At 69.7% G+C, this 25,616-nt stretch carries 22 protein-coding genes and 1 pseudogene; 12 read left to right on the forward strand and 11 right to left on the reverse strand.

Features of this window, described 5'->3' with window-relative positions; all coding sequences use genetic code 11:
• Window positions 1-14 precede the first annotated feature (14 nt).
• Together OG390_RS20115 and OG390_RS20120 are read right to left on the reverse strand one after the other, a co-directional pair.
• Entirely contained in the window at window positions 15-500 is a 486-nt protein-coding gene (locus tag OG390_RS20115) for a hypothetical protein (RefSeq protein WP_406169767.1), read from the reverse strand.
• 250 nt (window positions 501-750) lie between these two features.
• Window positions 751-1,689 carry a ParB/RepB/Spo0J family partition protein gene (locus OG390_RS20120; protein ID WP_406169769.1) on the reverse strand — a complete coding sequence of 313 codons (939 nt, stop codon included), beginning with the start codon at window positions 1,687-1,689 and terminating at the stop codon, window positions 751-753.
• On the opposite strand from OG390_RS20120, the gene OG390_RS20125 reads away from it, so the two are divergent.
• Both OG390_RS20125 and OG390_RS20130 read left to right on the forward strand, forming a co-directional pair.
• Window positions 1,690-2,610, forward strand: a complete 921-nt coding sequence (locus OG390_RS20125; RefSeq protein ID WP_406169771.1) for an MAB_1171c family putative transporter — start codon at window positions 1,690-1,692, stop codon at window positions 2,608-2,610.
• Window positions 2,607-3,842, forward strand: coding sequence for an amidohydrolase family protein (locus OG390_RS20130; protein ID WP_406169773.1), 1,236 nt, complete (start codon window positions 2,607-2,609; stop codon window positions 3,840-3,842). Before OG390_RS20125 ends, OG390_RS20130 begins: the two co-directional genes overlap by 4 nt.
• 158 nt (window positions 3,843-4,000) lie before the next feature.
• Here OG390_RS20130 and OG390_RS20135 read toward each other — a convergent pair whose 3' ends face one another.
• Both OG390_RS20135 and OG390_RS20140 read right to left on the reverse strand, forming a co-directional pair.
• Window positions 4,001-4,168: a hypothetical protein gene (locus OG390_RS20135; protein WP_406169775.1), complete on the reverse strand. Its 168-nt coding sequence runs from the start codon at window positions 4,166-4,168 to the stop codon at window positions 4,001-4,003.
• A gap of 281 nt (window positions 4,169-4,449) precedes the next feature.
• A pseudogene (locus tag OG390_RS20140) lies at window positions 4,450-5,079 on the reverse strand (hypothetical protein); the annotation flags it as partial.
• A 168-nt stretch (window positions 5,080-5,247) separates the two neighbouring features.
• Here OG390_RS20140 and OG390_RS20145 point away from each other — a divergent pair.
• Genes OG390_RS20145 through galE form a run of 3 tightly spaced genes read left to right on the forward strand, consistent with a single transcriptional unit; the run spans window position 5,248 to window position 9,229 of the window.
• Window positions 5,248-6,528: a glycosyltransferase family 87 protein gene (locus OG390_RS20145; protein ID WP_406169777.1), complete on the forward strand. Its 1,281-nt coding sequence runs from the start codon at window positions 5,248-5,250 to the stop codon at window positions 6,526-6,528.
• A 55-nt stretch (window positions 6,529-6,583) separates the two neighbouring features.
• A complete protein-coding gene (locus OG390_RS20150) occupies window positions 6,584-8,179 on the forward strand; it encodes a glycosyltransferase family 2 protein (RefSeq protein ID WP_406169779.1) in 1,596 nt (531 codons plus the stop codon).
• Between the two features lie 57 nt (window positions 8,180-8,236).
• Window positions 8,237-9,229, forward strand: a complete 993-nt coding sequence (gene galE / locus OG390_RS20155) for a UDP-glucose 4-epimerase GalE (RefSeq protein ID WP_406169780.1) — start codon at window positions 8,237-8,239, stop codon at window positions 9,227-9,229.
• A gap of 35 nt (window positions 9,230-9,264) precedes the next feature.
• Here the strand turns inward: galE and OG390_RS20160 are convergent, their stop codons facing one another.
• Window positions 9,265-10,188, reverse strand: coding sequence for an oxidoreductase (locus OG390_RS20160; RefSeq protein ID WP_406169782.1), 924 nt, complete (start codon window positions 10,186-10,188; stop codon window positions 9,265-9,267).
• Between the two features lie 109 nt (window positions 10,189-10,297).
• Here OG390_RS20160 and OG390_RS20165 point away from each other — a divergent pair, with 109 nt between their 5' ends.
• Window positions 10,298-10,891, forward strand: coding sequence for a TetR/AcrR family transcriptional regulator (locus OG390_RS20165; RefSeq protein ID WP_406177759.1), 594 nt, complete (start codon window positions 10,298-10,300; stop codon window positions 10,889-10,891).
• A 114-nt stretch (window positions 10,892-11,005) separates the two neighbouring features.
• Here the strand turns inward: OG390_RS20165 and OG390_RS20170 are convergent, their stop codons facing one another.
• A complete protein-coding gene (locus OG390_RS20170) occupies window positions 11,006-11,422 on the reverse strand; it encodes an ATP-binding protein (RefSeq protein WP_406169784.1) in 417 nt (138 codons plus the stop codon).
• Between the two features lie 140 nt (window positions 11,423-11,562).
• Here OG390_RS20170 and OG390_RS20175 point away from each other — a divergent pair, with 140 nt between their 5' ends.
• Genes OG390_RS20175 through OG390_RS20190 form a run of 4 tightly spaced genes read left to right on the forward strand, consistent with a single transcriptional unit; the run spans window position 11,563 to window position 13,145 of the window.
• The gene (locus OG390_RS20175; protein WP_406169786.1) at window positions 11,563-11,751 is read left to right on the forward strand and encodes a Scr1 family TA system antitoxin-like transcriptional regulator; all 189 of its coding nucleotides are present in this window, start codon (window positions 11,563-11,565) and stop codon (window positions 11,749-11,751) included.
• Window positions 11,748-11,972, forward strand: a complete 225-nt coding sequence (locus OG390_RS20180; protein ID WP_406169788.1) for a DUF397 domain-containing protein — start codon at window positions 11,748-11,750, stop codon at window positions 11,970-11,972. The genes OG390_RS20175 and OG390_RS20180 overlap by 4 nt, the downstream gene beginning before the upstream one ends.
• A gap of 5 nt (window positions 11,973-11,977) precedes the next feature.
• On the forward strand, window positions 11,978-12,937 hold the full coding sequence (locus OG390_RS20185) for an ADP-ribosylglycohydrolase family protein (RefSeq protein ID WP_406169789.1): 960 nt from the start codon (window positions 11,978-11,980) through the stop codon (window positions 12,935-12,937).
• A 46-nt stretch (window positions 12,938-12,983) separates the two neighbouring features.
• Window positions 12,984-13,145 (forward strand): hypothetical protein, encoded by a 162-nt coding sequence (locus tag OG390_RS20190; RefSeq protein WP_406169791.1) that lies wholly within the window; start codon window positions 12,984-12,986, stop codon window positions 13,143-13,145.
• A 98-nt stretch (window positions 13,146-13,243) separates the two neighbouring features.
• On the opposite strand, the gene OG390_RS20195 is transcribed toward OG390_RS20190, so the two are convergent.
• Window positions 13,244-13,879 carry a TetR/AcrR family transcriptional regulator gene (locus tag OG390_RS20195; protein WP_406169793.1) on the reverse strand — a complete coding sequence of 212 codons (636 nt, stop codon included), beginning with the start codon at window positions 13,877-13,879 and terminating at the stop codon, window positions 13,244-13,246.
• A gap of 159 nt (window positions 13,880-14,038) precedes the next feature.
• On the opposite strand from OG390_RS20195, the gene OG390_RS20200 reads away from it, so the two are divergent.
• Both OG390_RS20200 and OG390_RS20205 read left to right on the forward strand, forming a co-directional pair.
• Window positions 14,039-14,959 (forward strand): ABC transporter permease, encoded by a 921-nt coding sequence (locus OG390_RS20200; protein WP_406169795.1) that lies wholly within the window; start codon window positions 14,039-14,041, stop codon window positions 14,957-14,959.
• The gene (locus OG390_RS20205) at window positions 14,952-15,776 is read left to right on the forward strand and encodes an ABC transporter ATP-binding protein (protein ID WP_406169797.1); all 825 of its coding nucleotides are present in this window, start codon (window positions 14,952-14,954) and stop codon (window positions 15,774-15,776) included. The genes OG390_RS20200 and OG390_RS20205 overlap by 8 nt, the downstream gene beginning before the upstream one ends.
• A gap of 46 nt (window positions 15,777-15,822) precedes the next feature.
• On the opposite strand, the gene OG390_RS20210 is transcribed toward OG390_RS20205, so the two are convergent.
• The 4 genes from OG390_RS20210 to OG390_RS20225 all read right to left on the reverse strand — a co-directional run bounded on the left by OG390_RS20210 (window position 15,823) and on the right by OG390_RS20225 (window position 25,467).
• Window positions 15,823-16,974, reverse strand: a complete 1,152-nt coding sequence (locus OG390_RS20210; protein WP_406169799.1) for a glycosyltransferase — start codon at window positions 16,972-16,974, stop codon at window positions 15,823-15,825.
• Window positions 16,971-19,838: a CDP-glycerol glycerophosphotransferase family protein gene (locus OG390_RS20215; protein ID WP_406169800.1), complete on the reverse strand. Its 2,868-nt coding sequence runs from the start codon at window positions 19,836-19,838 to the stop codon at window positions 16,971-16,973. Before OG390_RS20215 ends, OG390_RS20210 begins: the two co-directional genes overlap by 4 nt.
• Window positions 19,839-19,875: 37 nt before the next feature.
• A complete protein-coding gene (locus OG390_RS20220) occupies window positions 19,876-20,391 on the reverse strand; it encodes a GtrA family protein (protein ID WP_406169802.1) in 516 nt (171 codons plus the stop codon).
• Window positions 20,392-20,526: 135 nt separating this feature from the next.
• The gene (locus OG390_RS20225) at window positions 20,527-25,467 is read right to left on the reverse strand and encodes an NAD-glutamate dehydrogenase (RefSeq protein ID WP_406169803.1); all 4,941 of its coding nucleotides are present in this window, start codon (window positions 25,465-25,467) and stop codon (window positions 20,527-20,529) included.
• Between the last annotated feature and the right edge of the window lie 149 nt (window positions 25,468-25,616).

A 25,616-nucleotide genomic window follows, 5' to 3' on the forward strand; every position in this document is an offset into this window, starting at 1 on the left:
ACACCGTGCGCCGCTCAGGTCACCACGACGACGGCGACCGCCGCGGCTGCGGCCTCCGCCGCGACGACCACGTCCGCCACGGTCCACACCCAGCCGTTCTCGACGGCCGCGGCGCGGTTGATCACCAGCTCCGGCGTGCCCTCCAGCTGAAGGCCGGCCGGAGCCTGCGGCAGCACGATGTACCAGTTGGTGTCACTGCTCTGCACCAGCCGCAGTTCACGGCCGGCCTCCAGCGGAAGGGCCTGCTCGACCAGGGAGACGGCCGTGATGCTGTCGGCCGCGTCGGGCGGCAGGCTGACGTACTTGGCGGCCGGAGTGTCCTGGACTGTCTCCAGGTCGACACCGTCCGGGCACACGAAGCCCTCTTCGGCGAGAACGGCCTTCGGCCTCGCCACGAGGTCCTGTCGGTACTCCTCGTCCTTCCACGCGCGGGCGACCGCCATCGCCACGATGGCACCGGCGCGTTCACGCAGTGAGGAATAGTCCGCTGTGAGCGTCACGCTTGGTTCACACCCTTTCAATTTAAAGGTGGCCGACATTTCGAACGAAGACAGGGGGGCCCGCCTCGCCATCCGGCCAGGAAGTGGACCCCTGAACAGTAAGCAGGGAATTTTGGCGACTCAATTGATTTCGCGAACAAGAATTCGGAACAGTGCATTCCTGTGCGAGGCCAGTGAAGTCGAAAACAAAAAATCCCGGCTGTTGGCGACGATGAACTCGTCGTCGACAGCCGGGAAAATTCGACTCAGCTCAGAGATCCCGCTCCAGGATCCGGGCGATCTGGAGCCAGGCTTCTGCGTAGCCGCGTGCCACGCGCGCCACCGGAGCGGCCCGATGGGAAGGGATGCCGCGCACCAGCCGCTGCCACTCGGCCGGTCCGGACGGGTGGGCGCCCAGCAGCCGCAGGAGAAGACGGCCTGATACGGAGTGGCGCACAGAGGGGTCCCGCTGCAGCCCCTCCAGCACGGCAGGGGCGGCCTCGGGGAAGGACGGCTCCGGCGAGCCGGAGCAGGGCCGTTGACCGCTTTCAGGGGGCCCGGCGCCACTCCGGCGACCGTCGGTCTCCGCTCCGTTGCGCCTGAGCCTTGGCGGGAGCACGTCCTGACCTTGCAGGACGCGTCGGCGTACGTCACTCGCCGTGGCCAGGGAGACGCCGGCCTGCTGCGCGATCCGCCGCAAGGGGGCGTTGGGGCTCCTGGCCAGTAACTCGCCTGCGCGTAGGCGCCGTTCGGCCGGGTTCACTGGGCGCTCGCGCCCGTCCGCCCCGATTCTCGTGCCGGATTCCGTGTTCAACCGGGCCCCGTCCTCGGTCGAACGCTCGCGGATGGCCGCCACGGTCTTCGGCGCCATGCAGGCCACAGCCGCGATGCGGCGGTCGGACCAGTCGGGGTGTGCCGCGATGATCCGCTGTGCGGCGGCGGTACGCTCGGCGAAGGAGAGCGGTTTGCCGTGAGCCGAGTTGAGCTGCACGGCGAGAATGAACGCCTCGTCCTCGCTGCCGTCGAAGTAGCGGACCTCGACGTCACTTTGGCCGCGCAGCACTGCGGCCTGGATCCGGTGCACACCGTCGAGGACACGCATGGTGTCCCGGTGCACAACGACCGGCGGCAAGGGTGTGTCCAGCTCGGCCAGCGCCCGAGCGTGGCCGATGTCCGCTCCGGAAGTGCGCGGCGAGCTCACATTCGTCAAGTGCGAGACGGGTACCCGTTGGACGGTGCGCGCCGGGAAGCGATCCCGCTCGGCCTCGCGATTCTGGGCATCTCACTGGCCACGGTGGCGGCTTCCGGTCACGACACCGGGGAAAGCTATGACCGTGCCGACATGACCGTCGGTGCGCTCGCCGCCTTCTACCTCATAGCGAATCTGTACCTCGTCTACGCCTTGGCCATGGCGTTGCGCTGGACCTGGCAGTACGCCCGAGCCTCGACCCGGCGCTCCCTGACCCTGGGCCTGTGGCTGATGGCCGCCGCCCTCGCTGTCATCGGCCTCGCGAGTGCGATCCGGGCGGCGCTGACCGTGGTTCGCTGGCGCGGGGGCTCCGTCACACCGGCCATCACGACGGTCTCCGGTCATCTGATCGCCGTGGCGATCCCCCTGTTCCTCATCGGCGCCGGGTACCCGGCCGCTCATGCCCGGCTGTCGGTCATGCGCATACGCCGACAGCGACGCAGCATGTACCACCGGCTGTACCCGCTGTGGAGCCTGCTGCACGAGACATACCCCCAAGACGCCCTGCACCACGACCGTGTCAGCCCCTGGACTCTGCCACGCCGCCCTCGAAGCGTGGACCGCCGCTATTACCGCCGCGCCATCGAGTGCCGAGACGGGCTGGTACGCATCAGCCCCTACCTCGGACAGGTGGAGACGACCGCCATGGACCTCTCCGACACATCGGCCGAGGTCCTGGCAGACCAACTCCACCACGCCCTCCGCGCCCAGGCGGAAGGCCGGAAGGCCCCGTACGGCGCCATCGCGGTGGCAGTCCCGCACGCGCAGGGTCTGGACGCGGACGTGCGGCAACTCGTCAAACTCTCCGACGCACTGAACCGCCGCGCCTCCCGCCACGCAGGGCACGGGCAGCACAAGGACCTTCCACAGGAATCGACGTGACCGAACAACTCCTCATCACCGCAGGGCACATGCTCCTCACCCCCGACGCGCCGCAGGTGGACGACGCCGCGGTCCTCATAGACGGCCCCGTCATCGTCGCGGCCGGCAGCCGCGCGACCGTCCAGGCACAGGCCCGGCCGGGTTACCGCACGCTGTCCTTCCCTGATGCCACCGTGCTGCCCGGACTCATCAACAGCCACGTCCACCTGGCCTTCGACGCCGGCCCCGATCCCGTCACCTCGCTACACGAGAGCGACGACACCGCACTCCTCACGGCCATGGAAAGCCGTGCCCGTCAGCTCCTGAACTCCGGCGTCACCACCGCCCGCGACCTCGGCGACCGCAACGGCCTGGCCATACGCCTGCGCGATGACATAGCGGCGGGCCGGACCATCGGCCCGCGCATCCTCGCAGCCGGGACACCCCTCACCTCGCATCGCGGTCACTGCTGGTTCCTCGGCGGCGAGGCACAGGGCCCCAACCAGATCCGAGAAGCCGTACGCCACCAGGCACGTCAGGGAGCGGACGTCATCAAGGTGATGGCGACCGGCGGTGGCCTCACCGCCGACGGACCGCCCATCTGGGCACTGCAGTTCACCGCGGAGGAACTCACCGCAGCGGTCGAGGAAGCCCACCACGCCGGCCTCCCGGTGGCCGCGCACGCGCACGGCACCGGCGGAATCGCCGCCGCGATCGCCGCAGGCGTCGACACCATCGAACACTGCACCTGGATGACGGAGAGCGGCGGCGTCGATCTACGCGAGGACCTCGTCGCGCGTCTCCTCGCCGAGGACATCCACGTATGCCCTGCCACACACCCCAACTGGCATGCGTTCGCCGAGCGCATCGGCCCGGAGCGGGCCCACGAGGTGTTCTCACCGGCACGCCGAATGGCCGAACGAGGCGTGCGCCTGATCGCCGGAACCGACGCGGGCGTACCCCGCTCCGGGTTCGACGGCCTCGCCTCCAGCCTGGAGTTCTTCGAGTACATCGGACTGTCCAGGCGAGACGTCATCGCCGCAGCCACCACCGAAGCCGCCCGAGCCCTCCGTATCGACGGCGACACGGGCCGCCTGTACCCCGGCTACCGTGCCGATCTCGTGGTGCTGGGCGCCAACCCCCTCGACGACCTCAAGGCCCTCCACGACGTCCGACTCGTAGTGATGGGCGGCCATGCTCACTCCCGAGGGGAAAACAACACCCGCCGAGGCCGCGCCCGCCCACTGAGCTGAGAGAAGACCGAGAGGGCACGGCCAACGGGAGATGCCTCGGAACCTTCTCATTGTCGGCGGCGGGTGAACCGTTCGGCCGTCGTCGACACTCGTCACCCGAGCAACAACGGAGCCGGGGCGGGTCCACAGTAAGCAACAGAACCGTTGCCCCCCGACCGCTACCCCTCCGGGGTACGCACCCATGTCGCGGAGCGCTGCTGAGCGCCCTTGCGGTCGCCCGTGTCCTCGACACGGGCCGCGACGTATGCGGCCCAGTCCTTGCGGATGTAGTTGACCCAGTGGGTGGTGGTGCTGATGTGCATGCCGAGGTAGTCGGCGACGATCACGGCGGGCAGGTCGGCGGCGAGTGCGGCCAGGGCGGCGTTGCGGGTGGGGCGGGCAGTGATGCCGAGGTGGGTGAGGTGGCTGCGGAGGGTTTGCGGGGAGGCGGGGCGGCCGGGGGAGACGCCGGGAAAGAGGTTGAATCGGTTACGTAGGCCTGTGAAAGTCCAGGTCAGGCCGCTACCGCGAGCCGACCGACCTCGTTGATCCTGCCGAGCTGACCTGCGCTTTCACGCATCTCTCGCACCCTGCGGAATGCCGAAACAGATGCAACTCCGCCCGTTTCCCGCGAGACGAGGACGAGCGGCATCAGCCCGAGTACCGCGGCTCCGGCCGCGCACCCCCACCGCCACCACACCCGCGCCGGTACCCGCACGAGCGCCAGCGTCCCCGCGTGCGCGAGCAGCAGGAGCACCGCCAGCTCGTGCAGCAGACACGTGACGGCGACCACCGCCGCGTACGCCCACCAGCCCCCCGCCCTCCCCCAAGTTCTCGACTCCGCCCGCCCAGCGGGGACCCCGATGGCCCGGACCAACAGCACGGTCGCCCCCGCCGCCCCGGCCGCGACGAGCGCGTAGGACCGGCCCTCCTGCGCGAATTGCCCGGCCATGGGCGTGACGGCGTACAGCAGCCCCGCCCACAGGCCGACCCGCGGGCGGCACAGTCGGACGCCGAGGGCCGCGACGAGGCCCACGGTGGTGGCGGCGGCGCAGACCGAGGGGAGCCGGAGGGCGACCTCGCCGGGGTGCGGTGCCAGCGCGGCGTGCATCAGGAGGTAGTACAGGCCGTGCACCGCGTCGACGGAGTGCAGCAGCTGCCAGATCTGCGGCACCGAGCGACGCGCGACCTGGAACGTCACCGCCTCGTCCCGCCACATGCCGCCGCGGTCGAGCCCCCAGAGCCCGATCGCAAGCATTGCGGACACGGGCAGCAGGACGGCCGCCGCCCCCGAACGCCCGGCACCGGACCACCTCAGCCACGCGCTCACCATGGCACCGATTTTTTGCTATTAACCAACGTTTGCGGTTGATTGACGGCGTATCAACTGCTGTGAGGCATCCATGCGGCTTACGATCCGGGCTTGATGAGCGCCTCGAAGAGACCCCGCCGCCCGCTCGCCCTTGCCGCCGCCTGGCTCGCCACCCGCTCCCTGATGCTGTGGCTGCTCGCCCACGACGGCCTCGCCGCGCTCGGCCGGGGCGGGGTCTCGCGCGAGGTGGGGCACCTGTACTTCCGCTGGTACGGCGTTCTGTCGCAGGGCACGTTTCCGGTCGGCGACCGCCTGTGGCAGTACCCGCCCGGCGCGGGCCCGGTGCTGCTCGCGCCCGCCCTGCTGCCGACGCTGACGTACTTCACGGCCTTCGTGACCCTCACGCTCCTCGCGGACGCCGGGATCACCTACGCCCTCACGCGCGCGGGGCGGCGGCCCGGGCGCAGCCTGCACGGCGCCACCCTGTGGACATGTGGGCTCCCCCTGCTCCTGCACGTCCCGCTCGCCCGGTACGACGTCCAGGTCACCGCCTTCGCCGTCATCTCGCTGTTGACGTTGTCGCGCTCCACGCGTGCGTGCGGCGCGTTCGCCGCACTGGGGGCGTTGGTGAAGGTCTGGCCCGCACTGGCGCTGATCGGGATCCCCCGGGGCCGCAGGACCCGGGAGGTCTGGACGTCGGCGGTGATCACGGCGGTCGCACTGCTCGCCCTGCTGACGGCCGTCTTCAGCGACCCGTTCGACTTCCTGCGCCAGCAGGGCGGCCGGGGCGTGCAGATCGAGTCGCTCGGGGGCACGGTCCTGGGCTTCGCGCGCCGCGCCGGGTGGCCGGGCACGGTGCACTACCAGTACGGAGCGATGGAGTTCGTGGGCCCGTACGTCTCCGCGGTGGCCGCCGTCTCACTGGCCCTCGCGGTCGCCGCGTTCGGACTCCTGCTGCTGTGGCGGGTCCGGGCGCGGCGCTGGACGGCGGCGACCGTGTACGACGCGGCGCTCACGGCCGTGCTGCTGTTCACGGTGACGAGCCGGGTGATCAGCCCCCAGTACATGGTGTGGCTGCTCGGCCTGTCCGCCGTGTGCCTGACCTCGCGGCACACCACACAGCGCCCGGTGGCCGCGCTGATCGTGGCGGCGACGGCGGTCGGCTCGGTGGCGTACCCCGGCCTCTACAGGGAAGTCGTCCACAGCACCTGGACGGGCTGCCTGCTGATGCTCGTACGCAACGGTCTGCTGGCGACGGCCGCGGGGCTCTCGTACGCGCGGCTGTGGCGGTCGGGCCTTCCTCTGGCCATGACAGATACGACAGACCGGGTCACATCCGACGGGTCTCCACGGAACCCGCACCCGATTCATGCCGTCTTCCGCACAAGACACTAAGTGTCTCTTAACGGAAAATTACCCGTAACACCTACCGTTTCGGCCCGTGGATCCCATGAACTCTCAGCACGCGCAGGTCAGTGTGGTCGTCATCGGGTACAACGACGCCGCTCATGTGACGGACGCGGTGCGCTCGGCGCTCGCGCAGGGCCCGGCCGTCCATGAGGTGATCGCCGTGGACGACTGCTCGACGGACGGCAGCGGCGCCCTCCTCGACGGCCTCGCCGCCGCCGAACCGCGCCTGAGAGTGATCCGCCGCGCCGTCAACAGCGGCGGCTGCGGCAGCCCCCGCAACGACGGAATCGACGCGGCGACGGCCTCGTACGTGATGTTCCTGGACAGCGACGACGTGCTGCCGGCCGGCGCGGTGGACGCGCTGCTCGCGGCGGCGGCCGGGCAGCACACACAGGTCGCGGCCGGTCTGTGCGTGCGCCGTGAGCTGCCCTCGGGCCGCGAGGTCCCCTGGGAGCGCGCCCTCTACGCGAAGCCCGCCCTCGTCTCCCACCCCGCTCGGCGCACCCGCCTGGTGCGCGACACGCTCTGCGTCAACAAGCTGTACCGCACCGACTTCCTGCGCGAGCACGGGATCCGCTTCCCCGAGGGCCGCTTCCGCTACGAGGACTTCGTGTTCACCGCGCGCGTGCTGGCCGCTGGGCCGTGTGTCGCGCTCATCCCGGACACGGTGTACGTCTGGCACGTACGGCGCGAGGCCGCTCAGCTCTCGATCTCGCTCGACCGCGCGGACATCGCCAACTGGCGAGCCAGGACCGAGGCGAACCGGGCCGCGTACGAGATCCTGCTCGGCGCGGGCGAGAAGGAGCTCGCGCGGGCGGTGCACGCCAAGTTCCTCGACCACGAGGTGCGGATGTACACGCGCGAACTCGAACTGCGCGACCCGGAGTACCGGCGCGCCTGGTGGGAGCTCACGCGCGCGTATCTCTCGTCCTTCGACGCGACCGACCTCGCCGTCAACCCGACCGCCCCCGGCCGCCTCGTCGCCCGCGTCGTCCTGGCCTCCCCCGCGCCCCGCGACCTGCCCCGCCTCAAGGAGCTCGCGGCCCGCCCGGCCCGACTGCTCCCGCCGTACGCCCGCGCCTCCGACGCCACGCCCATCTGGTCGGACGACCTCCCCCAGGTCACCCTGGACCACTTCCTGACGCGCTCCGCCCACCTGCTGCCGGCCGCGGTCGACGCCGAGCTGCGGCCACGCGCGCGTGGCACCCGGCTGCGGCTGCGCCTGCACGAGCTGTACGGGCGGATGGCGGAAGCCGGTCCGGCGTCGGTGGACGTGGAGTTCGTGCACCGGGAGAAGGGCCACGTGGGACTGCGCCGCGAGGTGAACTTCCTGCCGGACCGGTACGGCGACGTCTGGACGGCCCGGACGCCGGTGGACCTGGGGGCGCTGGGCGCGGGAACGTGGGATCTCCGGCTGGAGCTCCACTTCCGCGACGGCACCAGCCGGGAGGCCACCGCGCACGCGCTCGCGGGCCCCGGCCTGCTGCGCCGCCGCGCCGTCCCCGACGCCCGCCGCGGTGTCCTGCTGGTGCAGCCGTACCGCACGCACGCGGGGGCGCTGGCGCTGCGCACGGCGTCCGGTTGGAGAGGAATGACCGATGTGGTGCACCGGCGCCTCAAACGCCTGGTTCACTGATACGCGACCGCACGACACACGCACCACCAGGGCTCACTGACGAGGGGACGGTCGCACATGACCTGGCTGATCACCGGCGGCGCCGGCTACATCGGGGCGCACGTCGTCCGCGCGATGCTCGACGCGGGCGAACAGGCCGTGGTCTACGACGACTTGTCCACGGGGATCGCGGAGCGGGTACCCGCCGATGTCCCGCTGGTCGTCGGCTCGACGCTGGACGGCGAGCTGGTGTCCCGGACCCTCACCGAACACTCCGTCACCGGTGTCGTGCATCTGGCGGCGAAGAAGCAGGTCGGCGAGTCGGTGGACCTCCCGCTGCACTACTACCGGGAGAACGTCGAGGGCCTGCGCGTGCTGCTGGAGGCGGTGACGGCCACGCGGGTCGGCTCGTTCGTCTTCTCCTCGTCCGCGGCGGTGTACGGCATGCCGTACACCGCGCGGGGGGACGCGCTGGTGACGGAGGAGACGCCGTGCGTGCCGATGAGCCCGTACGGCGAGACAAAGCTGGCCGGCGAGTGGCTGGTCCGCGCAACGGGCCGTGCCACGGGCCTGTCCACCGCCTCCCTCCGCTACTTCAACGTGGCGGGCGCGGCATGCCCGGAACTGGCCGACGTGGGCGTCTTCAACCTCATCCCCATGGTCTTCGAAAAGCTCACGGAGAACGCGCCCCCACGCATCTTCGGCGACGACTACCCCACCCCCGACGGAACGTGCGTCCGCGACTACATCCATGTGGTCGACCTGGCCGAGGCCCATGTGGCCGTGGCCCGCGCCCTCGATACGTCCCCCGGCAGCGACCTCACCCTCAACATCGGCCGCGGCGAAGGCGTCTCGGTCCGCGAGATGATCGACCGCGTCAACGCCCTCACCGGCTACGACCGCCCCCCGGTCACCACCTCCCGCCGCCCCGGCGACCCGGCCCGCGTCGTCGCCTCCGCCGACCGCATCGCCACCGAACTGGGCTGGAAGGCCAAGTACGACGTCCAGGACATGATCACGTCGGCCTGGGCGGGCTGGGTGCGGCTGCATCCGGAGGCGGCTCGGCGCTGACCACCGCACCTCCGGCGTGATCCGCCGGACAGGCCCTAACTCCGTACGGATACGGTCAGTTCGGGGAACATGACGCCGGTCAGTTCCTCGGAGGCCGTCCACAGGCGGCGCGCCGAGGCGGGGTCGCTGGCCGCGGCCGAGCGGCCGACCAGCGTCGGGCCGCCGCGCATCTCGCCGAGGCCGTCGGGGCCGACATAGCTCGCGCCGGGAAGGTCCTCGACCGCGGCGTACAGCGTGGGCAGCGCGCCCGCCTTGTTGTCCTGGGCGAAGACGCGGTTGCCCACGCGCATGAACGCGCGGCGCAGGGCGCTGCCGTCGTGGCTCTGGAGGTTGGTGGCGGCCCAGCCGGGGTGGGCGGCGAGAGCGCGCACGGGGGAACCGGCCTCGGCGAGGCGGCGCTGCAGCTCCAGGGTGAACAGCAGGTTGGCCAGCTTGGACTGGCTGTAAGCGGTGATGGGGGCGTACTCGCCGGTCAGGTTCAAGTTGTCGAAGTGGATGTACGGGCTGCCCGGCATCTTGTGCGCGCCCGACGACACGGTCACGACGCGGTCGGTGACGTGCGGCAGCAGCAGGTTGGTCAGGGCGAAGTGCCCCAGATGGTTGGTGCCGAGCTGCATCTCGAAGCCGTCCTCGGTGCTGGCCTCGGGGATGTTCATGACGCCGGCGTTGTTGATCAGCAGGTCCAGGTCGCCCTGCCAGCCGGCGGCGAACTCGCGCACGGAGGCGAGGTCGGCCAGGTCCAGGCGGCGCACCTCGACGCTCCCCCGTCCCTGCACCGTGGCAGCGGCGGCCTCGCCGCGCTTGGGGTCCCGTACGGCAAGCACCACATGCGCGCCCGCGCGGGCCAGCGCATCGACGGTGGCGATGCCGAGCCCGCTGTTGGCGCCGGTGACGACAGCCGTGCGGCCGGCCTGATCGGGAATGTCGCTGATGTTCCACTTCTTCTGTTCAGTAGCCATGACTCAGAATGTAGGCGCTGCCAACAATGCTGTCAATGACAACAATGGTGACAGCGCCAACAATGTAGTCGGTGATTACATGACCGATACACTGACGGCCATGACGCCCATGCAGACCCGCCGCTACCACCACGGAGACCTGCGCGCCGCGCTGCTCACCCGCGCCGAGGAGACGCTCCGGGAGAAGGGGCCCGCCGCCCTGTCCCTCCGCGAACTGGCCCGCGACCTCGACGTCAGCCATGCCGCACCGAGCCGCCACTTCAAGGACAAGCAGGCCCTGCTGGACGCGCTGGCGCTGACGGGCTTCGACCGGCTCGCCGAAACTCTGGCCGCATCGCAGGAGGACGTCGGCGAGACGTTCGCCGAGCAGCTCGGCGCCATGGCCCGCGCGTACGTGGACTTCGCGACCGCCAACGCCGAGCTGCTCGACCTCATGTACGCGAAAAAGCACGACCCGACGGCGTCCGAAGCGCTGGTCGCCGCGTCGCAGCGGTGGGGCGAGCAGCTGGTGGAGCTGATCGCGCAGGGACAACACCGGGGCGAGGTGCGGCAGGGCCCGATGGAACGCGTCGGCCTGCCGCTCTTCGCGACCCTGCACGGCTTCGCGAGTCTGGCGGTGAGCGACATGCTGCCGGCCGAGGCCCTCGAACACGGCCTCGATGACGTGATCGCCCACATGCTGCGGGGGTGCGCGCCGGAGTAGGGCCCGTAACTCCCGTACTGCGGCGTCATGCACAGGGGGCGGGTCTTCAGGCGCGACCTGTCCCGACGGGTCTCCAGGCATGGCCTGCCCCGACCCACGCCACCTCCCAGGACATCACGGCCGCGTCTTCCAGGTCGCGGCCGCGTCCAGCTCGAACCACACCCCCTTGCCGCCCTCGCCAGTGAGCCCGAGACGCGTGCCGGGCTCGGTCCCCCAGCGCCCCTCGGTCAGCGCCTCCACGATCCACAGCCCGCGACCGCTCTCGGCGTCGTACCCCTCGCTCGGCGCCGGCGGCGTCCGGTCCTCGTCATAGACGGTGACGCGTACGACCGCAGGGCCCGTGGCGAGCCGTAAGACGGCATCGGTTCCCTTCGCGTGCACGCAGGAGTTGGTGACCAATTCGGATACGCAGACGGTCGCGTCGTCGACGAGAGCCCCGAGCCGTTGCGCACGCAGCACGGAGGCCACGAAGTCGCGGGCGATGCGGGGTGAGGTTTCCAGGGTGGGGCAGCGGAGGGTGTATTCGGGCATGGCGGATCAGCTCCGGGCTTCCAACTGGCGGTGGGCATGGGGGAGTTGAGCAAGCGAAGGGCCGATGCAACCGGTAGTGTCGATTGCGTCACTGACGGTAGGGCGTTCGCCGGCGAGGACTTCGCAGCTCCGGGTACTCGATGCTCTACCTGTGCGGGCCGGTTCCACCGCTCGACACCGTACAGATCGACACAGGCCACGGCGGCACCTTCTTCGACGCCGAGTCACGGCTGAAGCAGTACCGGCAGCGCTACGGACGAGTGTCAGCGACAGCCCTGTCTCCGAGGGCGTCCCAGGACCTCATCGCCCGTATCATCCAGGAACTATGAGAAGCGCACACGCGTTCCCCCCACTTACATGGCAGAAGTCGTCCTTCTCCGGCGGTGGTACGACCGATGACTGCGTCGAACTAGCCACCCCCGAAACCACCCCCATCGCGATACACCTCCGCGAGAGCGACAGCCCGGCGACGATCCTCACCACCAACCACGCAACCCTGAAAGCCCTGTTGACCACCCTCAAGCGAGGCAACGGCGTCGGCGAACGCTGAACCCGATGAACGACCCCCGTACACAGCACTCCATAGCCGCCATCCTCGGCTCGGCCGTGGGCGACGCCCTCGGCGCCCCCTTCGAGTTCGGCCCCGAGGGGGTTTTCTCTGCCCGCTTCCCCACCCCCGGCCACGGCGGTGAGATGTGCGGAGGCGGCGGCTGGGACCCTGGCGAGGCCACCGACGACACACAGATGGCCGTACTGGTCGGCGAGTCGCTGCTGGAGTGCGGCGGGCTCGAACTGCCGGACGTCTTCCGGAGGTTCCAGCGGTGGGCGGCCGCCGAGCCGAAGGACATCGGGCTGCAGACCGAGGACGTCCTCGCCAACGGCGAGGAGTGGGACCTCGCCGCGGCCCTGCACTTCCAGACCAACCAACGGGCCGCAGGCAACGGCGCGTTGATGCGGGCGGCCACCTCCGCGGTGTACTTCGCGCCGCACGGCCGGGACGCCACCATGGACGCGGGTCGCCGTATCGCCGCGCTCACCCACGGGGACCGCGCGGCCTGGGAAGGCACCGCGATCTTCCACGAGCTGGTCCGGATCGCCCTCACGGGAGGCGACCCGCTCACCGCGCTCCCCGAGACCCTCGCCGCCGTCCATCCGGACCACCACCGTGCCCGCTATGCGACAGTCCTCGCCCCGGACTGGCATCCGGACCAGGCAACGGAGTTCAACGGCGCCGTCTGGCCCTGTCTGGGTTCCGCCGTCTGGGCGCTGCGCACCACGTCCTCGTACGAGGACGCCGTGCGCGCCGCTATCGACCTCGGTGGCGACACGGACACCGTCGCGGCCGTGACGGGAGGCCTGGCAGGCGCCGTATACGGAGCGGACGCCATCCCGGACCGGTGGACCGACCCGCTCCACGTCCCCCTGCCGGGCTCCGGCGGACGAGTCCTGCGCGCTGCGGAACTCACCCGCCTCGCCCGTCGGTTGGCCTGGCAGCCGGGCGACGCCATGCCCTGAGCGAACAGCACCGTACGGCCCTGGCGCTCTCCCTGGCATCGACGGCATGGGACCCGGGGCGAGCGCGGCGGTGTATGACGAACATGCCGACTGGTACAACGACTTCATGTCGACCGGCACGGCGGGGGCGTACATCGAGCGGGTGCATGCCGCCATCGAGGAGTTGTCGAAGGTCGCCCGGGTACTGCGGCCCGGAGGCCGGTCATGACCGCCGTCGGCATGGGCGTCGTCTCGCTGGGAGCCGGCGTCAGTCTCGTCAAGGGCCGCCGGGCAACGGCGCGGCCGTCCTCGAAGGCCGCCGCGTGATCACAACGCTTTGAGCGCCGCCGCCGTGGCGCGGGCCAGACTCGCCAGGTACCCCTTGGGCAGCTTGGGCCCGCGGACCACGACCGCCCGCCAGTACAGCGGGCCGGACATCAGGTCGAGCGCGAGTTCGAGATCGATGTCCTCGCGCACCTCACCCCGCGCGGCCGCCGCCGTGACGATCCCGCTCGCGACGCCCTGCTGTCCCTCGCGCAGCGCCTTCTGCATGGCGTCCGCGATGTCGGGGTTGCGGGCCGCCTCGGCCTGCAGGTCGGGGATGATCTGCCCGGCGACGGGGTGGCGCAGGGCGCGCGAGGTGACCTCGTACAGCAGACGCAGATCGCCCTCCAGGGAGCCCGTGTCGGGGGCGGGCAGTCCCTGGACCGCGACGGCCGAGACCAGGTCGAGCACCAGGTGCAGCTTGGACCGCCAGCGCCGGTAGACGGCGGTCTTGCCGACGCCCGCGCGGCGCGCGATGCCCTCGATGGACATCCGGGCGTAGCCGACGGCCGCGAGTTCCTCGAAGACGGCGGCACGGATGGCCTCGGTCACATCCTCCCGGAGGACGGCCGCCCCGGCGGGGGCCCGTCGGCGCGGCTGCGTCTTGGGGGCATCGGCGTTCGTCATGCCGACCAGCATAGGCCGTTACGACGAAACGGTTGCGTTCCGACGTCCAAAAGCCCTACGCTCGCGTTGCGACGATACGGTCCCGTCCCGACGTAAGAAGCTGGCAAAGGCGCAGTAAGAAACGTCAAGGACGGACCCCGCGCACTCCACCCCCGAGCGAAAGCAGCGGATGTGAGCCAGGTCCTCCACACACCGCCCCCGACAGCGACACCGGGCCCCCCCGCCGACGACGCCGCGGCGCTCGCCGCCCAGTGCGGCCTGACCGTCAGCGGCGCCCGCCCGTCCCTGCCCGCGTACGTCCGGCAGCTGTGGGCGCGTCGCCACTTCATCACCGCCTTCGCCACCGCCAAGCTCACCGCCCAGTACAGCCAGGCGAAGCTCGGCCAGGTCTGGCAGGTGATGACCCCGCTGCTGAACGCGGCGGTCTACTACTTCATCTTCGGTGTGCTGCTCGGCACCAGCCACGGTGTGCCGGACTTCATCCCGTTCCTGGTCACCGGCGTCTTCATCTGGACCTTCACCCAGAGCTCGATCATGGCGGGTACCCGGGCGATCTCCGGCAGCCTGGGCCTGGTCCGCGCCCTGCACTTCCCGCGGGCCGCGCTGCCGGTGTCGTACGCCCTCCAGCAGCTCCAGCAGCTGCTGTTCTCGATGGCCGCGCTATTCGTCATCCTGCTCTGCTTCGGCGTCCCGATGAGCGCGTCGTGGCTGCTCGCCGTCCCCGTCCTGGCGCTGCAGTTCACCTTCAACGCGGGCGTGGCGATGGTCATGGCTCGGATGGGCGCCAGGACGCCGGACATCGCGCAGCTCATGCCGTTCCTCCTGCGCACCTGGATGTACGTCTCCGGTGTCATGTGGAGCATCGACAAGATGCTCAAGAACAGCAGCGTGCCGCACTGGGTGGAGATCGCGCTCGCGAGCAACCCCGCCGCCGTCTACATCGACCTGATGCGCTTCGCGCTGATCGACAGCTTCCACGCGCATCAGCTGCCGCACCACGTGTGGGCACTGGCGGTCGGCTGGGCGCTGGTCGCCGGGGTCGGCGGCTTCATCTACTTCTGGAAGGCCGAGGAGACGTACGGACGTGGCTGACACCATCACGCAGGACATCCGGCCCGCGACCGTGGCCGGTATCGGGGACGCGCGCATCCCCACCGTCGTCGCCGACCGCGTCGACATCGTCTACCGCGTCAACGGCACCGGCGCCGGGAAGGGCAGCGCCACCGCCGCCCTCAACCGCATCCTGCGCCGCAAGAAGGCCGAGCAGGCCGCGGGCGTCCGCAGGGTGCACGCCGTCAAGAGCGTCTCCTTCACGGCGTACCGGGGCGAAGCCATCGGCCTGATCGGCACCAACGGCTCGGGCAAGTCCACCCTGCTCAAGGCGGTCGCCGGCCTCCTCCCCGTGGAGAACGGCAAGATCTACACCGACGGCCAGCCCTCGCTGCTCGGCGTCAACGCGGCCCTGATGAACGACCTCACCGGCGAGCGCAACGTCTACCTCGGCGGCCTCGCGATGGGCATGTCCAGGGAGCAGGTCCGCGAGCGCTACCAGGAGATCGTCGACTTCTCCGGCATCAACGAGAAGGGCGACTTCATCACCCTTCCCATGCGGACGTACTCCTCCGGCATGGCGGCGCGGCTGCGCTTCTCCATCGCCGCCGCGAAGGACCACGACGTGCTGATGATCGACGAGGCCCTGGCGACCGGGGACCGCTCCTTCCAGAAGCGCTCCGAGGCGCGGATCCGGGAGCTGCGCAAGTCCGCGGGCACCGTCTTCCTCGTCAGCCACAACAACAAGTCGATCCGGGACACGTGTGACCGGGTGCTGTGGCTCGAGCGGGGGGAGCTGCGGATGGACGGGCTCACGGAGGACGTGCTCAAGGAGTACGAGAAGTTCACGAGCAAGTAGGGGGCCGTGCCCTCGCCGAGGGACAGCCCCCTCGGCGAGGGCGCTCCTACCTCTCCAGGAAGGCGAACAGCTCCTCCCAGCGCCGTACGATCTTCTCGGCCGTATAGCGCTGGATGTTCACCCGGGCCGCCTCCCCCATCGCGTCCCGCAGCCCCTTGTCCGACATCAACGTGTCGAGTCTGCGGGCCAGTTCACCGGTGTTGCCGAGGACGGCGAGGAGGCCGTCCTCGCCGTCGTGGATGATCTCGTGGACACCGGGGGCGCAGTCGAAGGCGGCGGCCGGGAGGCCGGTCGCCATGGCCTCCATGAGGACGAGCGGGAAACCCTCCCCGCGTGAGGACAGCACGAAGACGGAGCCGCCGCGCATGGCGCCGGGTACGTCGCTCGTACTCCCCATCCACTCCACGGAGTCGTCGAGTCCGAGCGCCGTGCACTGCTTCTTCAGGATCTCCTCGTCGTCGCCGGAGCCGTAGATCCGCAGGCGCCAGTCGGGGTGGCACGGCGCGACCTTCGCCCACGTGTCCAGGAGTATGTCGATGCCCTTCTGGTCGTGCAGCCGGCCGACGCTGAGGACGACGTTCTCCGTGCGCGGCGAGGGCACCTCGGGCAGGAACGGGATGGGGTTCGGCATGAACGAGGCGTTGTTCATGCCCTGCCCGATCCACCGGTCGGCGTCCTCTCGGGTGAGCGCCAGCATCCGGTCGACGTCCTTGTAGTGCTTCAGCACCCGCCGGAAGCGCGTGGTCTTCTTGCAGTACGCGAAGGACTCGTGGCTCATGCCGATGACGGTCAGCCCGGTCGTGTCGGCGAGCTCCACCCACTCCATGGCCCACACCTGCGTGACGATCACGACGGCGCCGGGGCGCGCGGCCCGGAACAGCGCGGTCAGCTTGGCGGCCTGTTCCCGCATCCCCGCCGCACGTGCGGCACGCACCTTCCGCTCGGCCACATTGAGCCGCCCCTTGATGCCGCGCGCGGAGCCGACGCGCGGCGGGTGGACGTCGTACAACGTCGTGGTGGGGTAAGGGAGTTCGCCGAGTTCCTGGACGACTGCGGGCTCGGTGATGCCCACCACGTGGACGCGGTGGCCGCGGTCGGTGAACAGGCGGGCCATCTGGTGCGACCAGCTGGTCACCCCGCCCAGTTCGTCGACGCTGTTGGAGACGAAGAAGATGTCCCGCTGCGGATACTCGGTCATCCACGCCTCCACTGCGCGAAGAACTGCTCGACGATGCTCCGGGCCGCGGTGCCCTTGTCGTACTCGCCGAATTCCGCGGTGAACTGCTCCCGCTTGGCGGCGTACTTGGTCATCTGTTCCTCCAACGAGCCGAGCACCACGTGCAGTTCGTCCTCACTGCGTACGACGGGACCGGGCGCCCTCTCCAACAGGTCGAAGTAGGTCCCGCGGCCCTCGTGCACGTACTCCTCGTAGTCGTAGGCGAAGAAGAACATCGGCCGGTCGAGGAGGGCGTAATCGAACATCACCGACGAGTAGTCCGTGATCAGGCCGTCGGCCAGCGCCAACAGCGGGGTCATGTCGTGGTGGGCGGTGACGTCGATGACGCGGCCGCGCACGGACGGCGGGAGCACGACGTGGTTGAGGTAGTGGGAGCGGACCAGCAGGACGTAGCGGTCGCCGAAGGTCTCGGCGAAGCGCTCCACGTCGAAGGGCAGCTCGAACCGTTGCCCACCGCCGCGCCGACGGAAGGTCGGGGCGTACAACAGGACCTGCTTGCCCTCGGGGATGCGCAACCGGGCGGCGAGCGGTCCGCGTTCACGGCGACCGGTGGCCTCCTCCCGCTCCCTGGCCTGCACCAGTTCGTCGTTGCGCGGGTATCCCACCCGCAGCAGCGTCCGCTCCTGGAGCCGGAAAGCCCGCGCGAGGGTGCGCACATCGTGCTCGGAGCGGATCAGGAACCGGTCGAAGCGGTCGAGGGTGCGCTGCTGCTCGGCCTGCCGCTCGCGGGACTTGAGCTTCCACTCGGGCTCGTCGAAGCCCATCCGCTTGAGCGCGGAGCCGTGCCAGGTCTGGATGTACGTCGTCTCCCGCCGCTTGGTGAGCTTCAGCGGGTAGCTCTGGTTGTCGACCCAGAACTCGGCCTGCGCGAGGGCCTTGAGATACGGCAGCGACCAGCGTCGTACGAGGGTCGCGTCGGCCGGAAATCCCTCCGGACTGTCCGCGTACGCCCACACCGCCTCGAACTCCAGGCCCTGGCGGCGCATCTCCTCGTAGATCGCCTTGGGGCTGTCGCTGTACTGCCGGCCCAGGTGGCTCTCGAAGACGACCAGGCCCTTCTTGACCGGCAGCCGGCTGAACACCTCGTGGTACAGCCGGATTTTGGTGTCGCCGGAGGTGAGCTGCTTGCGCAGCGCCCTGGCCTTGCGGTAGCCGGACTTGGCGAGCTTGCCGGCCCGGCCGTGCACACCCCGCTGGACGAGTTCGTTCGCCTTCTTGTCGGGAACGAGCCGGAAGGCCAGGTGGCCGCGCGAGGAGACCATCGGTTCGATGCGGTCGGCGACCAGCCGGGTGAGGCGGGGCCGTACGGGCAACTGGCCGCCGGCCAGGTCGGGTTCGGCGACCGTGAGCCGGCTCGTGGTGCGTGCGCCGTCGACGTCGAGGCGGAGTCGGACGTCCCACACGGCGTCCACGATGCCCAGCGGCCTGACTGCCGTGAGGTCCGCGGTGGCCTCCCAGACAAGGGCCACGCCCTCGTGCCGCACCTGCGCCACGGGGAAGCGGAAGGTCTGGAAGCGCACACCCGGACGGCGAGCGTAGAACTCCAGCTCCCCGGCGAGCAGGGCGCCGGACGGGACGACGCCGAGCGGGTTGGTGATCCGCCCGGCCAGCCGCACCTGGCCGTGGACCTCCTCATAGGAGGTGAGCACGTTGCGCAGGAACATCTTCTCGACCGGTTTGGTGTGGTAACCGAGCTCGGTGACGTCCAGGACGTGGCGGCCGAAGGCGTCGCCCTCGTCGAGGTGCTGGGCGCACCAGTACACACGCCCGTCGCGCTCGATGAGCGGAGAGGAGACCTTGTCGCGGTTGGTGAGCGTGTCCACGGCGGGCAGGAGGTTGTCCCAATCGCCCTTCTGCAGCAGATAGGCACAGATGGCGTGGATGGGCTCGGTCTCGTCGAAGGCGGCCCGGTCGATCGACTCCAGGTACTCCCGGGCGATCGCGGCGAACTCCTGGCGATAGCACGCGTCCCGGAACGGCAGCTCCCGAAGATGCAGCACGAGGTCGTGCTTGAGCCACTTGACGTCCTTGGCGAACTTCAGCTCCAGCAGGCCGTTGTCCGCGAGGAGCTGGTCGACCCGGCGGTGGATCTCCATCCGGTGCGTGAAGTTGGCGATCTCGTCACGGCGGTTGCTGATCGACTTCGCCGCCGACTTCTCCACGACCCGCCAGTCGTACACCCGGTTGGGGATGAGGGTGATGCGGCGGGCGGCCACATACGCCTGGGCGGAGAAGAGCAGGTCCTCGTAGTGGATGCCGACGGGGAACTCCAGTCCCTCGTCGAGCAGGAATTGCCGGCGGTAGCACTTGTTCGTGGACAGCGTGTCGAAGACCAGCAGGTCCGGCAGCTCGGAGATCGACTCCAGGGTGCGGGTGCGCTCGTACAGCCAGGGGTACCACTTGACCTCCTTGCCCGTGCGCGAGTCGACGTGCACCCGGACGCACAGGCCGGCGACGAGGTCGGCGCCGGTGTTCTCGGCGGCCTCCAGCATGTTGCGGCAGGCGTTGCGCTCCAGTACGTCGTCGCTGTCGAGGAAGAGGACGTAGTCGCCTTGGGCCCGGCCGACTCCGTGGTTGCGGGGAGCTCCGCAGCCGCCGCTGTTCTCCGGCAGCTGGAAGGCGCGGACGCGGTCGGGGTGCTCGGCGGCCAGCTGCCGCGCCAGCTCGTACGAACCGTCCGTGCTCCGGTCATCGACGATGACGACCTCGACGCCGCGCAGCGTCTGGTCGAGGACGGAGCGCACGGCCGTGGGCAGCCGGGCGGCGTCGTTGTAGACGATGACGACCACGGACACGGCGGGCGCGCAGCGCTGATCCACATTCATCCTATTAATCCTAGACATACCTCCCGGCTGCGCCGTGTTATCGACCGTGCTTGGTGTGTTGGAACACCCACGTCCGGTACACCAGGAACCGGAAGGCCGAGGCCAGCACGATCGACAGCGCCTTGTCCATGTTCGAGCCGAGCGGGCTGCTCATGCCCAGGCCGTGATAGCCGACATAGAAGAGTCCGCTCTCCATGAGGACGCCGAGCCCGCTGAACGCGAAGAAGAGGACGATCTGCCGCTTGGTGCGCGAGGCTCGGTCGCGGTACGCGAAGAAACGGAATCCCAGGTAGTTGGTGCCCATGGCGATGCAGCTGGCGATCACCGTGGCGGCCATCGGGGCCCACTTCAGGCCGTGCAGCAGGATGTTGAACACGAGGAGGTTGACCGCGACTCCGCTGCCGCCGACGACCCCGAACTTGGCCACCTCGAGAGTGATCCGCCGCGCTCGCGCGACCACTCCGGGACTGGGACTGGCGAGGGGCGGGACGAGGGTCGGCGCGGGGGCCTGACGGCCCGCACGGGCCCGCCCCTCGGAGAGGTTCACAGTCACAATTGTTCCTTTTATCAGCAATAGGTAAATTTCAGTTTCGGTTTCCCCCAGAGATCGACAAGAAAAACGGGGCGCCCCCGGTCGTCAAGACCGGGGGCGCCCCCACATGCGGTACGGACCGCATCCCCGTACGGGCTACGAATGCGTCCGCAGCAGCGTCCGCATCGTTCGCATCGCCACCGACAGGTTCGCGAGGTCGAACGAGTCCGAGCCCCGGATCTCCTCCAGCGTCGTGCGAGCCCGGCCGAGGATCGCCGCGTTCTTCTCCTCCCAGGCCTTGAAGCGCTGCTCGGGAGTCGAGGTGCCGTTGCCCACCGCCAGGACGTCGGCGGTGAGTGCCGCGTGAGCCGCGTACAGGTCCTCGCGGATCGACGCGCGGGCCATGGACTGCCAGCGGTCGGCTCGTGGGAGCTCGATGATGCGGTCCATCAGCTGGGTGATGCCGAGGCGGTCGGCGAGGTCGTAGTAGACCTCGGCGACGGCCATCGGGTCCTTGCCCGTGCGGTCGGCCACCGCGACGATGTCCAGTGTCGGGAAGGCGGAGGAGAACCCGGCCACGCGGGTGGCGAGTTCGTCCGGGACGCCGGCGCCCGACAGCTCGTCGTAGATCTGCTGGTACCACTCCAGGTCCGCGCCGCGCAGCAGCTTGGGCAGCTCGGACCAGACCTGCTCGACACCGTCGCTGAAGAAGCCGATCGTCTCGGCGAGCTGAAGCGGCTGCGGCCGGTTGTTGAGCAGCCAGCGCGTGCCGCGCTCGACGAGCCGGCGCGAGTGCAGCCGGATGCGGGTCTGCACGTCGGCGGCGACGACATTGTCGAGCGCCTCCACCGCGTCCCACACCTTGCTGGACTCGAAGATGGCGCGGGCCGCGGTCTGCGCCCGGACGATCTCGTCCAGCGAGGCACCGGTCTCCTCGCGCAGGCGGTGCAGGAAGCTCGTACCGCCCGTGTTGACCGTGTCGTTGACCAGAACGGTCGTGACGATCTCGCGGCGCAGCGCGTGCGCTTCGATCTGCTCGCGGAACTTCTCGCGCAGTGCCGTCGGGAAGTACGCGAAGAGCAGGCTCTGCAGATACGGGTCGTCCGGCAGCGAGGTGGAGAGCAGCTCGTCGGAGACCGTGATCTTCGTGTACGCGAGGAGGACGGCCGTCTCCGGACCGGTCAGGCCCTGCCCGCTGTTGAGCCGCTCGCGGATCTGCCGCTCGGTGGGCATGAACTCAAGGGCACGGTCGAGGTGGCCCTCGCGCACCAGGTGGCGGATGAACCGCTGCTGGGCGTGGAGCATGCTCCCGGACTGCGCCAGCGCGTTGGCGATCGCCATGTTCTGCGCGTAGTTGTTGCGCAGGACGAGGGCGCCGACCTCGTCGGTCATCTCGGCGAGCAGCTTGTTGCGCTGCTTGACCGTCAGATCGCCGTTGGCCACCACCGCGTTGAGCAGGATCTTGATGTTCACCTCGTGGTCGGAGGTGTCCACGCCCGCGCTGTTGTCGATGGCGTCGGTGTTGATCTTTCCGCCGTGCTGGGCGAACTCGATCCGGCCGAGCTGGGTCAGGCCCAGGTTGCCGCCCTCGCCGACGACCTTCACGCGCAGGTCGGAGCCGTCGACGCGGATCGCGTCGTTGGCCTTGTCGCCGACGTCCGCGTGCGACTCGGCGGACGACTTCACGTACGTACCGATGCCGCCGTTCCACAGCAGGTCGACCGGCGCCTTGAGGATCGCCTTCATCAGGTCGGCCGGGGTCATCTTGGCGACGCCGGCCTCGATGCCGAGGGCGTCACGGATGTGCGCGTTGATCGGGATGGCCTTGGCGGTACGCGGGAACACACCGCCGCCGCCCGAGATCAGCTCGCTGTTGTAGTCCGCCCACGAGGAGCGCGGCAGCTCGAAGAGACGGCGGCGCTCGGCGTACGACGTCTCCGCGTCCGGGTTCGGGTCGATGAAGATGTGCCGGTGGTCGAAGGCGGCGACCACGCGGATGTGCTCGGACAGCAGCATTCCGTTGCCGAACACGTCACCGGACATGTCGCCGACGCCCACCACGGTGAAGTCCTGCGTCTGGGTGTTCACGCCCAGCTCCCGGAAGTGCCGCTTCACGGACTCCCAGGCACCGCGCGCGGTGATGCCCATCTTCTTGTGGTCGTAACCGGCGCTGCCGCCGGAGGCGAAGGCGTCGCCGAGCCAGAAGTTGTAGCTCTCCGCGACCTCGTTGGCGATGTCCGAGAACGTCGCGGTGCCCTTGTCGGCGGCGACCACGAGGTACGTGTCGTCCTCGTCGTGCCGGACGACGTCCAGGGGCGGCACGATCTCACCGGCCACCATGTTGTCGGTGATGTCGAGCAGCGCCGAGATGAAGGTCTTGTAGCTGCGGATGCCCTCGGCCAGCCAGGCGTCGCGGTCCACGGACGGGTCGGGCAGCTGCTTGGCGACGAAGCCGCCCTTGGCGCCGACCGGCACGATGACGGTGTTCTTCACCATCTGCGCCTTGACCAGGCCGAGGATCTCCGTACGGAAGTCCTCCTTCCGGTCGGACCAGCGCAGGCCTCCTCGCGCGACCTTGCCGAAGCGCAGGTGCACGCCCTCGACGCGGGGCGAGTACACCCAGATCTCGTACGCCGGTCGCGGCGCCGGAAGGTCCGGGATGGCCGTCGGGTCGAACTTCATGGAGACGTATTCGTGCCACTTGGCACCCAGCGCCTCCTGGAAGAAGTTCGTGCGCAGGGTCGCCTTGATGAGGTTGAGGAAGGACCGCAGGATCCGGTCCTCGTCCAGCGAGGCGACCTGGTCGAGCGCGGCGTCCAGCTCCTCCATCAGCGCGTCGGTCAGCTCGACACCGGCGCGCTGGCGGTCCGGAGACATCCGCGCCTCGAAGAGCGACACCAGGAGCCGGGTGGTGTGGACGTTGTTGCGGAGCGTGTCCTCCATGTAGTCCTGGCTGAAGGTGGAACCGGCCTGGCGCAGGTACTTCGCGTACGCACGCAGCACCATCGCCTGCCGCCAGGTCAGCCCGGCGCTCAGCACGAGGGCGTTGAAGCCGTCGTTCTCGGCCTGCCCGGTCCAGGTGGCGGAGAAGGCGTCCTGGAACCGCTCGCGGCCGTCGTCTCCCAGGGAGTCGCCGTTGCCGATCAGGGACTTGGGCAGGCGCAGCCCGAAGTCGTAGATCCAGGCGGTCGTACGGTCCGAGCAGCGCAGCTCGTACGGGCGCTCGTCGGTGACCTCGACGCCCATGCGGTTGAGGGCGGGCAGCACCGCGGAGAGCGAGACCTGCTCACCGGTGCGGTAGATCTTGAAACGGCGCTCACCGGGCGCCGCGCCCACCGGCTCGTACAGGCTGAGCGCGAAGTCCTTGCTCTTGTCACGCGTGAGCGCTTCGAGGTGGACCAGGTCGGCGACCGCGGCGCGCGGGTTGTGGTCGGCCTTGTAGCCCTCGGGGAAGGCGTTGCCGTAGCGGCGCAGCAGCTCGGCGGCGCGCTCCTCGCCGCACTCGGCGGTCAGCGCCTCCGCGAAGCCGTCGGCCCAGGAGCGGGCGGCCTCGACGAGCCGCGCCTCGATGCGCTCCTTGTCGGCGTCGGACAGCTGCGGCAGCTCGGTGCCCGGCGGGACGCGGACCACGAAGTGCAGCCGGGACAGGATCGACTCGGTGTTCCAGGCCGTGAAGTCGACGCTGGTGCCGTTCAGCTCTTCTTTGAGGATGTCGATGATCCGCAGGCGTACGCCGGTGGTGTAGCGGTCGCGCGGGAGGTAGACGAGGGCGGAGTAGTAGCGCCCGTACTCGTCCTGGCGCAGGTAGAGCCGCAGCCGCCGCCGCTCCTGCAGGTACAGGACGGATGTGACGATCGAGCGGAGCTCGTCGACCGGGGTCTGGAAGAGCTCGTCGCGCGGGTAGGTCTCCAGGATCTGGAGCAGGTCGCGGCCGTCGTGGCTGTTGGGCGAGAACCCGGCGCCCTTGAGGACTTCCTGCACCTTGCGGCGGATGACGGGCACGCGGCGCACGGACTCGGTGTACGCGGCGGACGAGAAGAGTCCGAGGAAGCGGCGCTCCCCGACGACGTTCCCGTGCTCGTCGAACTTCTTGACGCCGACATAGTCGAGGTACGACGGCCGGTGCACGGTCGCCCGGCTGTTCGCCTTGGTCAGCACCAGCAGCTTGTGCTCGCGGGCCTTGGCGCGGGCGTCGGCGGGCAGCCGCTCGAAGGACGGGCTGACAGGGTGGCTGTCCTCCCCGGCGTGGTGCGGGTCGGAGCGCAGGATGCCGAGTCCGGTGCCGGGCACGGCCGCGAGCGAGTCGTCGTCGCGCAGCTCGTACTCCCGGTACCCCAAGAACGTGAAGTGGTCGTCCGAGAGCCAGCGAAGCAGGTTGCGGGCCTCCTCGACCTCCTGGTCGCGCAGGTCGTCGGCGGTCGGCTCCTTGGGCAGCTCCTCCGCGATGCGCAACGCCGAGTCGTGCATCTTCTCCCAGTCCTCGACGGCCTCGCGGACGTCGGACAGGACGCGCAGCAGGTCGGCGGTGATCTGCTTCAGATCGGCGCGGTCGGTCTCGCGGTCGATCTCGACGTGGATCCAGGACTCGACGTGGGCGTCGTGGGGAAGCTGCTCGGCGGTGGGCCGGCCGGGCAGCACCTCGATGAGCTTGCCGGTCAGATCACGCCGTACGACGAACTGCGGGTGAATGACGACATGAATGCCGCGGCCCTGGCGGGAGAGCTCGTTGGTGACCGAGTCGACGAGAAATGGCATGTCGTCGGTGACCACCTCGACGACGGAGTGGCTGCAGGTCCAGCCGTTCTCCTCGACGGTCGGGGTGTGGACCCGCACGTTGGCCGTGCCCTGCGGGCGGTTCTCGGCCAGCCGGTAGTGCGAGAAGGCGGCTCCGAAGATGTCGACCGGGTCGCGGTCGCTGAGGTCCTCCGGGGCGGTGTGCAGGTAGTAGCGCTGGAGGAACGCGAGCACGGTGTCCTTGTCAGGGGTGCCCTCGCCCGTCGTCCCAGTCGGTAGGTGCCCCCCGACCGGGCTGTTCTCAGCTACCCGGGCGGCCCGTTCGAGCAGCTCGGCCTTGGCTTCGTCCAGCTTGGTCTGCATTGTCCTCTGGCTCCTGTCGCGCGCCGTTGCGTGACGTTGAAGGAAGTACGGTCTCTTCTCTTCCGACATAACGCCGCGACGCGGGGTGTCCGGTCGGCTCCGACGCTATGCCGCAAGGTGAGATGAGCGGGGGGTTACCGGCCATTTTC

The sequence above is a fragment of the Streptomyces sp. NBC_00996 genome, assembly GCF_045162675.1.
Lineage (GTDB): Bacteria > Actinomycetota > Actinomycetes > Streptomycetales > Streptomycetaceae > Streptomyces.